This is a genomic window from Indolivaga alginatilytica, assembly GCF_003201355.1.
Classification (GTDB): domain Bacteria; phylum Bacteroidota; class Bacteroidia; order Bacteroidales; family Dysgonomonadaceae; genus Dysgonomonas_A; species Dysgonomonas_A alginatilytica.
This window is the reverse complement of record NZ_QICL01000005.1, coordinates 1-12,948: the sequence shown is the minus strand read 5'-3', so window position 1 is coordinate 12,948 and position 12,948 is coordinate 1. Positions and strand designations below refer to the sequence as shown.

Genomic DNA, 12,948 nt, shown 5'->3' with positions numbered 1-12,948 from the left:
TTTAATACGAAGGATGTTGCTGTTGGGTAAGTCCGGGGTTTACATCAATGATATTAGTAGTATTGAATGGTAAAATCTCTACCATATTTTTCTGCATGCCATAAAACATTTCTTGAATCCATGTATTCACCGAAGCCAATCCCTCGACATTTTCCAGAGAAAGCCCACCTATCTGCTTCACAGAATGACAGCCAAACATATTCAATATAGTATAAGATACTGCTGTAACTTCAGCTCCCTCGGGCACAGCACTCTGTGTATAATAAACCTGACCGGTGGCTTTATTTTCATAAAGAGTTTTATCCAAATAACCTTTACCGGACGCATTTAGCGTATTCAGTGTAGTGCTCTCAACAGCTGTAAGGTTCAAAGAAGCGATATCACCATCACTCATAGAGATATAAGGAACTGCAACAACCGGATTTTTAAAAACACCTTTCACTGTTTTATAAGCACGATATACACCCACATTTCTATATTTACCTTCACGCCTTGCCAATTGAAACAATTTCGCCTTTTCTGCAGTCAGATGCTCATAGAGAATACCCCAACGTGTCAGATCACTCTTACGTAACGATTCGTTCGAAAGTTCCAGTTTACGTTCTTGTATAATGGCATCTTTGAAATTGCTATACCCCGAGGGGATAGTGCCAACTTTAGAGGCATCGTTTTTAAATGCCCGCAGGCGAACCGCTTTTAAAGCATTGATTGCTTTCTCTTTCGGACCATTGTCTAACTCATTCAACGCTTCGGCATACATCAGCAATACATCCGAATAGCGTAATAAGGGAAAATTAATATCGCGCTTGCTGTCTGAAGTACCACGTTCGCTCTTCCAATCAATACGATATTTCCCTAAACAGGCTCCGAGATAAGTGCTCATCTGCAGGTTATCATTTGACAGGATGCCATAATTACAAACCGATACATCGCGGCGCTGGTCACCCTCATCAAACTCAAAGTATAGAGTCGGCATAACTATCATCTGAGGCCCGCCTTTACCGAATGCTGCACTCGTACCGTTCACCGGAACTCCATTGACATAACCTGTACGTACATCCGGAGCATTGGCTCCAACACAACCATATTCGAGCATTGTCTCATTATTATATTGTTTCAGGGCTAAATCGCGAAAGACCTGATCGTAGTTACCCAATAAACTGTTTTCATTTTTTGCTATAACGGCGGCACAAGCATCAGCGGCAATCTGGTACAATTGCCTGATACGGGCGGCATTGTCGCGCTGTGCAATCTTTACCGAACCTTTATTGTAAGGCACTGTACCTAAATCCCAACGCAAGGAATAACCGGCAGCAGATAAAGCTACACGTGCCAGAATACCATAAGCTGAATTTTTAGTGAAACGTTCCGCAGTTTTCACCATACCTTCGCTCTTCCAGGGAAGCAACTCTACAGCTTTTTGCAAGTCGGCTACGCAATGATCCCATATTGTATCACGACTAACGCGCGAAGAAGAGAAGGTCGTCAAATCGGAAGTCGGAATGTCTGTATAAGGAACGTCACCGTAAAAGCGCACAATATTCCAGTACGCATACGCCCGGATAGCATAAGCTTCGCCCAACAGTGAATTGACTTTTGTTCGTTCGCTTTCCGAAACGTTCATAGAAGGTAAATTCTTAATACACACATTGGAATATTCAATCGCCTGATACATGGTAGTGTAAGTAGAGCTTAACATCCCTGTCAGATTTGTATAATCATAATTTGCCACATTGTACTTAGAGTTTGACTCTGTCGAACTAGATTCGTCCGTACCCATCAGCAATTGGTACCCTAATTCCTGCGTGTACAGATAGGGATAGGCTCCCACTACGGTCATCTCTGCCCTGCTCACTGTCGAAAAAATGGTAGAACTGTCAGCTTTTGAATCCGAAGGCATGTCTAACCAATCCTGACATGAGCCGAACATAAGCAAGAGGACCGATACTCCCAAAATATTTATTATCTTTTTCATATTCACGATCTGTTAAAATGTTAAATTTACACCTATTACCCAACTTTTTGTGCGGGGATACGAAGAGTTATCCACACCCGGAGACAATGCTTTGTCGCTTGCCGATACCTCAGGATCATAGCCTGTATAGTTGGTAAACGTATGAATGTTATTCAGCGTACCATAAAGACGAACATTACTCAATTTGGCTTTTCGGACTAATGTCTTCGGCAAAGTATAGCCGAGTGTTATATTATTCAAACGCAGATAAGAACCATCTTCCACATAATAGCTGCTATGGTCGGTAATAGCTGTTTTATTGTTGGATGAGATATTCCATAACAGAGAACCGCCGAATTGATTGGGATTAAGTTCAGCTAACCGAGCCAGATTTTTACTTTCTACTCCTGTTGCAGGGTCTATCAATAAAAAACGGTTAGCCATCTTCGACAGTGTATTCTGGTTAGCCATATACGGACCAATAAAGCGCTGTGTACTCATATTGAATACGTCATTACCATATACAAAATTAAAGAAGAGGTTTAAATCGAAACCTTTATATCTGAAAGTATTATTCATACCACCCGTAAACTTTGGCTGCGCATTACCAATAATGGTACGGTCGTTGATAGAGTAAACTGGCAATCCATTGGCATCGGTTTCACCGGCAACATTCTTATATTTCACATCGCCCGCTCTCACATTGGCACGAGTGCTTCCTTTCAAATAAGGAATATTATCTTTCAAGGTATACGATCCGTCTGTATTTTGAGTAAAGTCATCTGTAGTATAAATGCCATCATAAATAAGTCCGTAGAACTGTCCTAAAGGCTTGCCTACTTCGATCTTGTACCCCATACGTGATTCATAATCCGATATAAAGTAATTAAGTTCGTCGGATCCGTACAAATCCAATACTTTCGAACGATTGAAAGCAATATTAAAATCAGTTGTCCACATGAAATCCTTAGTTGTGACGTTCGTTGTATTCATTGTAATTTCTATACCTCTATTACGAACAGAACCAATATTCTGAATCTGAGTGGAGTATCCGGTAGAAGTTGGTATTTTGTTATTTATCAACAAATTAGACGATTCATTATTATACCAATCCACTGAAAAATTAAAACGGCTATTAAACAAAGACACATCCAACGCTATATTAGTTGTGGTAGTTTTTTCCCATTGCAGGTCACGATTGCCCAGCACTTTTCCCGGAATGTATGTAATATAATCTTCCCCATTGTATCCATAATGCCCTGCACCATAAGTAGTAGCATACATATTATTGTCAATATTGTTGTTACCGGCTGTACCATAACCCACACGAAACTTAAGGTTATTTAAGACCGATTTAAAATCTTCCATAAAGGCTTCTTCCGAAACACGCCATGCACCCGAAGCAGAAGGGAAGTATCCCCATTGTTTCCCTTTGGAAAATTTGGAAGAACCATCACCACGTAAGGTTCCCGTAACTAGGTAACGGTCATTGAAATTATAAGAAACACGACCAAACACAGAAACCAGTCCCAACTTACTCTTTTCCGATTCCCATGTATATGGTTTTCCCATACTGACATCATTCAATCCGAAATTACCATCCGAAAATTCACGGTACTCATTATCTAATTTCATCCGCTCTTCATAATAAGTTTCCTGACCCAGAAGTATATTAAAGCGGTGCGTATCTGCCAGATTAAGAGCATAATTCAATGTATTGGTAACCTGCCACGAAAATTTCTCGCTGTTGTCACGGGAACCATATCCATAAGGACTTTTATTGGCTCTTGCCTGCTTGGTACTACCATCGTCCCAATAATCCTCACGAATTTGTTGCCATATATAGCTACCGGCTGTGCGGAATGTCAAATTCTTTAGGAGGTCAAACTCCAAGCCTGCATTAACAGTCGTTAAGCGCGTATATTTTTCGTTCGTAATAGCTTGGTTGTCCAGAATCGGATTTTGTGCGTCATAGTTGGCATCTTGCATAATATCGCCTATCTCATTACCTATATCGGAGCCTATCATTTCTTCGTTCGTCCATTTAACACCACCTGTAATCGGTTGAAGAATCGTTTGTTTCAGTTTGCCACCCAACGATCCGCCACCTGTTACTTTGGTCATCAAGAAACTGGATGCAAAGTCGAAACGAACGCCTTTCCATAATTCATGATTAATCTTGGCACGAATACCATTTCTTGCATAATCATGTCTCTTCATAATACCATCTTCGCCGGTATAGTTATAGCTCACGATATATTTAGTCTTATCTGCACCACCACTAATATTTATATTGTGGTTTTGAGTAATACCCGTATCGCCGAATACCAGATCTTGCCAATCAATTCCTGCACGGTTCCCATACTCCTGCGCAATGCGGGAATAAGCCCCGGTATAAAAATCAGTTGCATTTACATCGCCCCCATAGAAATTGGCAAAGCCATTCGCATCGCCACGAAGCACATCGAATTCATACTGATACTTCACATAATCTTCGACTCCTAACAGATCCAGCTTCCTTCCTAAGGAGTTGAAGCTATAGAACCCATTATAAGAAACCTCTGTTTTTCCTAACTTTCCCGATTTGGTAGTAATCAGTATAACACCGTTAGAACCGCGTGCTCCGTAAATAGCCGTTGCAGAAGCATCCTTCATGACGTCAATACTCTCAATATCGTTAATATCTACATTCTGCAAACCGTTGTCCATCTGGAAACCATCTACAATATACAAAGGTCCCGTTCCCTGTGTGATAGATGTACCTCCACGTACAACGATTTTAATATCTGCACCCGGTGCACCACTCTGTTGAATAACATTCACACCGGCTGCCCTACCCGCCAGAGCTTGAGCTGCTGTAGTTACAGGGATATTGGTTAAATCGGAACCTCTGACCGATGCTGTGGCACCTGTTAGATCTTTCTTCCTGACAGTACCATAACCGATCACTACAACTTCATCTAACAGTTTTTCATCAGATACCAACACAACATCTAATTTACGGGCACCTCCAACCGATATGTTTTGAGTCTCGTAACCGATAAAAGAAAAAACAAGTACAGCCTTGTCATTAGGAACCGTGACGGCATACTTTCCGTCAATATCTGTAAACACACCGGCAGTAGAACCTTTTAAGGTAACACTCACCCCCGGTAACTCTCCCATATTATCTTTCACTGTTCCGGTTATGGTGATGCCACTCTGGGCATAAACCATATTTCCCATCAGAGAGAAAAATAAGAAAAGGAGCAAAAATTTAAAATAGAAAAATTTCATAAACTTTTTCACACTTCTTTTCATGACACTTGCATTTATAATTAAGGTTTAAAACGATTAAGGTCACAGACCTTTTTAGTGCTTTGGCAACACCTCTCCCGACCTCCCCAAACGGGAGAAGACAACTCCCTCTCTATTAGAAAGGGTTGGGGTGAGGTCTTATGGGTGATAAATCACCGGCTAATATTATATTTTAAGAAAACCGGATTCTTTAGTTGTAGGAGAAAAGCACGAACTTGTGCACGTGCTTTCCTACCCAGAGTTATAGATTAAGCGTATCAATTATTTGTAGCCCGGATGCTGTGTCAGGTTCGGATTGTCGATCATCGGATGACCGGCTGCTTTAGCTGCAAAAGGAAGTAATTCTACACAGTTTTCTTTAAAACCATAGTAAAGCCCGTCACTTCCGTCGGGAGCTTCAATCCAATTAGGATAATTTCCACCATTTTCAGCCGACCCTGTTGGCTTTGTATATATAATGTTACCAATTTGCAACGCATTGAAACCGGCAGCAAAACCTACTGCTTTGCGTGCATTTCCGTTGTATGAGCTGGTATATGCCTGAAACATATTTGCCGGATACCACTTATCTCCATTTTCGATTGTAATACCATGTGCTTTTACCATATCTGCCACTTTCCGCTGAAAAGCATCGTATTCAGCAGCATCAGTAGGCACATCCTTAATTATTGCTATTTCGGCAGCATCTGTCAAATCAATGTATTCAAGAGCTAAGAATTTATCTCCATACTTTTGTGCATCTTTCTGGAACTTATACAAGCGGTAGACAGGTGTATTGGCATACTTACCTGCACGATCGGAAAGGTTTTTCATATCCTGTTTTGTTGCAGCCAATTCTTTAGCCAAACGGTTCATGCGAATCAAGTCGGTACGAAGGTTGAATTCACCGGCAAACTCCCACTTACGTTCCTGAACAATAGCATCCTCAAACCCTTGCATATCTGAAGGCACGGGCATTGAACCGATACCTGCGCGGTCTCTTACTTTTTGTAATGCATCTTTAGCAGCTTGTGTAGGGCTGTTGTTCAGATAATTCTGAGCTTCGGCATACATCAGTAATACATCGGAATAACGTAATACAGGGATATTGAGGTTGCGTTTTGCCGCTTCCTGAGGTTCGGTACACCATGAAATGCGGAACTTACCGGGCATAATGCACGAGAGGGTAGTACCAACGTCTACGTAGGTATCACTCGCAGCACCTGCATTTAAAAAGTAAATACTATAGGCTGTACAAGAAACGTCACGACGGGTATCCTTTCTATCAAACGACAGGTAATAGGTTGGTAACATGAACTGCATCGCTTTTCGCGAACCGAATACACCACCTCTGGATCCGGGCTGTGCCAGTACTCCGAAATTGGAATTGGTATTTTCTCCATATTGAGCCAATTCCCAAAGTATTTCGGGAGTGGTTTCCGCAAAGTTCCGTTGACAGAAGTTATACCATAAATGCTGAAAACCACTCATGCCATTTTTATTCTGAATTAATGAGTTTTCACCTTTGGAAACGACTGCCTGGCAGGCATCACTGGCAATCTGGTATAATTCGCGGACACGAGCCTCGTCACTGCGGCGTCCCATTTTCATGCTAGAAGCATCGTTAGTTTCCAAGTTCCAACGCAACGAATAACCTCCGGCATAGAGAGCCACGCGTGCCAGAAGACCATAAGCACCTTGCTTAGTAAGACGCTCATACGTAGGATTTCCACCTTCGGAATACCAAGGGATATAATTGACAGCTGTTTGTAAATCTGAAACAATTTGGTCATAGATAACATCACGTGGAGAACGTTTCGGATAAAACGTATTGTCATCATTAGGATCCATTTCCTCAAGCGGGGTCCACACTGCCGGAACATCACCGTAAATGCGGATCAGGTTGTAGTAACAAAAAGCACGAATAGCAAGTGCTTCTCCTAATAATGCATTGCGCTTATCCGTCTCAGGCATTTTATTCAACTGACTGATGGCAATATTGGTAGACTCGATGACGCGGTATTGTTCTTTGTAAATCGTAGTAACCGTATAAGGAGATGTTGTATCATAAAAATAATTACAGACATTGTATTTCGAATTATTGGTTGAGCCGTCTTCACTCGAATGCACGACTGTTTCTCCCATACCGAGTTGATAGTACATCTCCTGATGGATCAAACCACGGTAGCAACCTTGTACATACATATCGGCTGTCGTTTCGTCTGAAAAAACAGTTTCGGTGTCGGAAGCATTGTAAGATGGCATATCCAGCCAATCTTTACACGATGGCATCGCTAAAAGCAGTGCGATAGCAGATGACATTATAAATGTCTTCTTCGTATTGAAAAATATTATAGATATCCTTTTCATGATTTAAATCTTTTTAAATTAGAATGTTAAGTTTAGACCTACGACATAGCTTCTTGAACGTGGATAAGTTGAGCTATCATAACCCGGGGTACTGATTACATAGTCACTGTCCCCTGCCGAAACTTCCGGATCGTAACCCGAGTAACCGGTGATTGTTGCCAGATTGTTAGCCGTAAAGTAGATACGGGCATTAGAAATCAGCGCTTTCTGTAACCAATTTTTAGGTAATGTATAACCTAGCGTTATTTGTGCCAGACGCAGGTAAGAACCGTCTTCTACAAAATAAGAAGAAGGATAAGTGATGTAACTTGAATTCCTGTTATTCAAACTCCATGTACGTGAAGATTCATTAGGATTCAACTCTTTCAAACGAGCTAATGCGGCAGCTTTCTGACCCGTCACAGGATCAATCAGGCGATAGTAATTATCACCAAATTCAGTGGGGACATTTTGAAAAAGAGCATATGGGCTCATGCTGTGATTACTTGCGTTGTAAATATCATTACCCAAGCTGAACTTCATGAAAATATTCATGTCAAAACTTTTATACATAAAGTTATTGCTGAATCCTCCTATCAGATCAGGCGTGCCATTACCTATTTTGACCAACTTACGCGTAAACTGATCTCCTTCTTCGTTGTCCGCTGCAAATTTTATATCGCCGGGGCTAGGTACCGCATCCCCATACGGTTTAACAACACCTTCACGCAAAACCAGAGTACCATCGCTATTTTGTGTAAAGTCGTCTGTTGTATAGATTCCGTCATATATATAGCCATACATATCACCGAGTCTTTCACCTACAACAGCATAATAGGTTAAAGTGCCCGAACGGTTACCACCTACAGTGAAAGTCTTTTCGTTCAGTCCTTTTTCAAGAGAAACAACCTTTGAGGTATTGAAAGACAGATTAAAATCTGTAGACCATAAAAAATCTTTAGTCCGTACATTGACTGTATTAAGAGTAAACTCCCAACCACGGTTACGCATCTCACCTACATTCTGATATTGCTTGGTATATCCTGTTGAAGCAGGAATAACAGATGCCATCAACATATCGCTGATTTTGTTGTTATACCACTCAGCCGTAAGATTCAGGCGACTGTTGAAAAAGCTAATATCCAAACCTATATTAGTTGCATGCAAAGTTTCCCATCTCAGGTCTTTATTCCCCAAGGTAGTACTCGGCACATAAGCAGGATTACCGACAGTATTATTAATCGGATAATCTGTTTGTGTCATTGTTGTAGAATATAGGTTATTACCAATTCCATTATTACCGGTTACACCATATCCCACACGCAGTTTCAAACTATTAATCGTATTCTCAATTTTGTTATCCTTCCAAAATCTTTCTTCGGAAATACGCCATGCTCCGGCAACTGAAGGGAAGGTTCCCCATCTATTCTGTTGAGCAAATTTTGATGAACCGTCTCTACGAATAGTGGCAGTCAATAAATAACGTTCATCATATATATAGTTGGCACGGGCAAAGAAAGAAAGAAGACCATTACGGGAATGTTTAGCTTCTTTTTCCGACACAGTAGCATTTGAAATATCGTCCAACCCGAAGTTTGGATATGGGAACTGTTTCAGCTTCATGCTGTTTTCTTCAGATTCGTTATAAGTGATTTCATGACCTAACAAAACAGCTACTTTATGCTTTTGAGAGAAAGTTTGGTTATAATTAAGAGTATTGGTAACCTGGTACATGAATGATTCGGCATTACCGATACTTCCGTTAATACCGGTATTGACAGGATCTGTAAGGAATGCCACCGAATTTTCATCTGAAAAAGACGTAGATTTACTGTTTGTCCATGCGTAATTACCCGCAGTACGCCAAGTGAGATATTTCAGAAGATCAAACTCTAAACCGGCATTGACATTGAATAAACGTGCACGCTTGTTTGAAGTAGAGGCATTATTCTGTACAATAGGGTTGGGTGTGTCGAAACTGGAATCCAGACTCGAAAAATCGGGATAAGTCTGAGTGTTTAACAATTGATCCTGTGTAAACATTGTTCCTCCATTTATTGGTTGGAGAAGAACCGATTTCATTTCACCAAATTTACCACCACCATCGGTTGACGTATTGGTGAACATCGAGTTGAAGTCTACACGTATACCCTTATAAAGTTCAGAGTTAACCTTAGCTCTGATTGTATTCTTGTCAAAACTATGGTTAGATAACAAACCATCCTCACCGTTGTAATTATAGCTTAAAAGCACTCGTGTATGATCGCTTCCGGTAGAAACGCTTATATTATGACTTTGAGTCAAAGCCGAACCTCCAAAGACCTCGTCCTGCCAATTAATAACATCTCCTCCTCTGTAGCGATTATTTATACGGTTAAAAGCTCCTGTATAAAAATCGGGGGAGTCGACACCCATACTATTGTCGAAGACATTGCTCCACTGTGTTACTTTTCCCTGCAGTTCAGCCATTTCGTACTGATATTTCACAAAGCCTTCAGCATTTGATATCATATCGAGCTTCTTTGATAACCTGTCAACCGAGAAGAAAGTATTATAAGTTACTATCGTTTTTCCTTTCTTTCCGGATTTGGTAGTTATCAAGATAATACCATTGGAGCCACGTGCACCGTATATTGCTGTAGATGAAGCGTCTTTCAGCACTTCAATACTTTCAATATCATGAACATCAATATTGGTAAGTGCATCGCTCATTTCAAACCCATCTACAATATAAAGAGGCTTGGTACTTTGTGTAATAGAAGTTCCACCGCGGACTGTGATTTGCATCCCTGCTCCGGGAGCACCACTGGCTGTTACAATATTTACACCGGCAGCTCTACCTTGAAGAGCCTGTGCCGCTGTCGTAACCGGTACTGAGGCCAACTCTTTAGCCGAAACAGAAGAGACGGCACCGGTAAGGTCTTTTCTCTTCATCGTGCCATAACCGATAACAATAACTTCATCTAACAATTTATCATCAGATTTCATTACGATATCCAGTTTACGAGCACCCCCTATCGGAACATTCTGGGTTTCATATCCGATAAATGAAAATACCAATACAACTTTGTCATTAGGTACCGAGAGGCTAAAGCTTCCGTCAATATCAGTAAATACGCCGGAAGTAGCCCCCTTTACGGTAACGCTCACACCCGGTAATTCGCCCATATTATCTTTTACTGTTCCCGAAATAGTAATGCCGTTCTGGGCATAAACCGGATTTTCCATCAGAGAGAAAAATAGGAAAAGGAGTAAAAATTTAAAACAGAAAAGTTTCTTAGACTTTTTCACACTTCTTTTCATGATATTTAAAATTTAGAGTTAAGGATTCAATATTATTTTGTACAGTAAAAAATTACAGGTTAACGTTTCACTTCTGAGATCAGAATTTCATGGAGTATTAGCTTTTATATCAGCTATTCTTTTCGAATTTACGTACGCAGAAAAGCCTGTCTGAGAACTATTTCTCAAACAGGCTTTCTGTCTTTATATCATAAAAAGTAATACCTACCCCTTTATTATAAAGGCTTAAGGATATTACATGTTTTTTTCTTATTTTATAGTCTCTCTCTCTCTCTCTCTCTCTCTCTCTCTCTCTCTCTCTCTCTCTCTCTCTCTCTCTCTCTCTAATAAAATAGAGTTACCCACCAAATTTTCAGAGATGAAATTTAACGAAGTATTAAATATTTGCTGAGATATATTTAACATAAAGGTAATAAGATCTAAAGTTAAGTTGAATTATTCGAACATGAGTATTCGACATCATCGTTGCAAATATATACCGATCCTAATCCTTACCAATTATACATAATGAGATTAATCATTAAGGATTTGATCGTAATAACTCATATCTAAATTTATAAAAACACATCTACTCTATTAGTAACGAGCCTTCAAAAAGATTAATAGAGAAAACGCTAAAAAAGACGGTTTTATAAACTAATGAAAACAAAAATTGTTATATTTATAGTTCTTAGCAGACTACAATAATGTGTAAAATATTATTTGCCGCCTCTACAACAAAGCAACCAACAGGTCTGAGACCTTAACAATAATATATATGAAAGAATTTATATTAAACAATGGAGTAAAGATACCGGCAGTAGGACTCGGTGTATTTAGAGTAAATGATGCTAATGCAGCATACGAAACAGTGAAATCGGCATTATCCGTTGGATATAGACATATTGATACTGCCATGATTTATGGAAACGAAGAAGAAGTGGGCAAAGCAATTAAAGATTCAAGAGTACCTCGTCAGGAAATATTCCTGACAACCAAACTTTGGAATGACGATCAACGCTCGGGCAAGGTAAAAGAAGCTCTTGATGCAAGCTTAGAAAGATTAGGCACAAACTACGTAGACCTATATCTGGTACACTGGCCCGTGAGAGGTACGTATGTAAGTGTATGGAAAAAAATGGAAGAGATATACCGGGCAGGAAAAGTGAAGGCAATAGGTGTCAGCAATTACCACCCTCATCATTTGGACGACCTATTACAAGAAGCTGAAATAGTACCGGCAGTAAATCAAATTGAGTGTTATCCCTATCTCGCTCAAGAACCCCTTATAAAGTATTGTAAAGAAAAAGGTATATACCCCGAAGCTTGGGGGCCATTAGGTGCAGGACAATCCGACATCCTCGTTCATCCTGTAGTTACGGAGATAGCTAAAAAATATAACAAAAGTGCAGCACAGATAGTACTTCGCTGGAATCTGGAACGTGGAGTAATTGTTATTCCAAAATCTGTACATAAAGAAAGGCAAATTGAAAATCTGACTATCAGCAATTTTCAATTGACAGACACAGAGGTTAAACAAATAAGCTCATTAAACAAGGATTTGCGCTTGGGATCTGATCCTGATAATTTTAATTTCTAGGTCACAGACCTTTTTATAGCTTTGGCAAATAGAATAACCGGAGGTAAATAAATAAGAAAGGCTACCCATATGGGAAATCCCTTTTTAAGAGTAATAGACTGTATATCAGATGTAGATATTTGTGGTTTTAGCCATATCCTACATGTACTCCTACATAATGGCTTGGTTAATACTATATTTATATAAAAGCAAAGATATACAGTTTATTTTTTATAATTGTCTTGAAATGACTTCTTTTTGAATGATGACCAACAACAGACTTTTTTATCGGATTTGGGCTAAACATGAGATACTACATACCATAATAAAACTAGCTTCAATGCTCGTAAAATAAGAAAAAAAGGAAGACAAATATCTGATTAGTTATAGAAGAAATGCCCATATGTTTATTATTCATATGGGCATTTATATTATTCAGCTACCTGAATAATACCTTGTAAATTGGATACATTATTCATTTTCTTCCATTGGGGCAGCCCTGAACTTA

General features: G+C 39.8%; 6 protein-coding genes. 1 reads left to right on the top strand and 5 read right to left on the bottom strand.

Annotated elements, in window-relative coordinates; genetic code table 11:
- Position 1: 1 nt before the first annotated feature.
- The 5 genes from CLV62_RS06190 to CLV62_RS22350 all read right to left on the bottom strand — a co-directional run bounded on the left by CLV62_RS06190 (position 2) and on the right by CLV62_RS22350 (position 11,210).
- Positions 2 to 1,975 carry a RagB/SusD family nutrient uptake outer membrane protein gene (locus tag CLV62_RS06190; protein ID WP_110309919.1) on the bottom strand — a complete coding sequence of 658 codons (1,974 nt, stop codon included), beginning with the start codon at positions 1,973 to 1,975 and terminating at the stop codon, positions 2 to 4.
- A 12-nt stretch (positions 1,976 to 1,987) separates the two neighbouring features.
- Positions 1,988 to 5,179, bottom strand: a complete 3,192-nt coding sequence (locus tag CLV62_RS06185) for a SusC/RagA family TonB-linked outer membrane protein (RefSeq protein ID WP_245904024.1) — start codon at positions 5,177 to 5,179, stop codon at positions 1,988 to 1,990.
- 333 nt (positions 5,180 to 5,512) lie between these two features.
- Entirely contained in the window at positions 5,513 to 7,600 is a 2,088-nt protein-coding gene (locus CLV62_RS06180; RefSeq protein ID WP_110309918.1) for a RagB/SusD family nutrient uptake outer membrane protein, read from the bottom strand.
- A gap of 18 nt (positions 7,601 to 7,618) precedes the next feature.
- Positions 7,619 to 10,882 carry a SusC/RagA family TonB-linked outer membrane protein gene (locus CLV62_RS06175; RefSeq protein ID WP_317048071.1) on the bottom strand — a complete coding sequence of 1,088 codons (3,264 nt, stop codon included), beginning with the start codon at positions 10,880 to 10,882 and terminating at the stop codon, positions 7,619 to 7,621.
- A gap of 157 nt (positions 10,883 to 11,039) precedes the next feature.
- Positions 11,040 to 11,210: a DUF3915 family protein gene (locus CLV62_RS22350; RefSeq protein WP_110310019.1), complete on the bottom strand. Its 171-nt coding sequence runs from the start codon at positions 11,208 to 11,210 to the stop codon at positions 11,040 to 11,042.
- Between the two features lie 429 nt (positions 11,211 to 11,639).
- On the opposite strand from CLV62_RS22350, the gene CLV62_RS06165 reads away from it, so the two are divergent.
- Positions 11,640 to 12,461, top strand: a complete 822-nt coding sequence (locus CLV62_RS06165; protein ID WP_110309916.1) for an aldo/keto reductase — start codon at positions 11,640 to 11,642, stop codon at positions 12,459 to 12,461.
- Positions 12,462 to 12,948 lie beyond the last annotated feature (487 nt).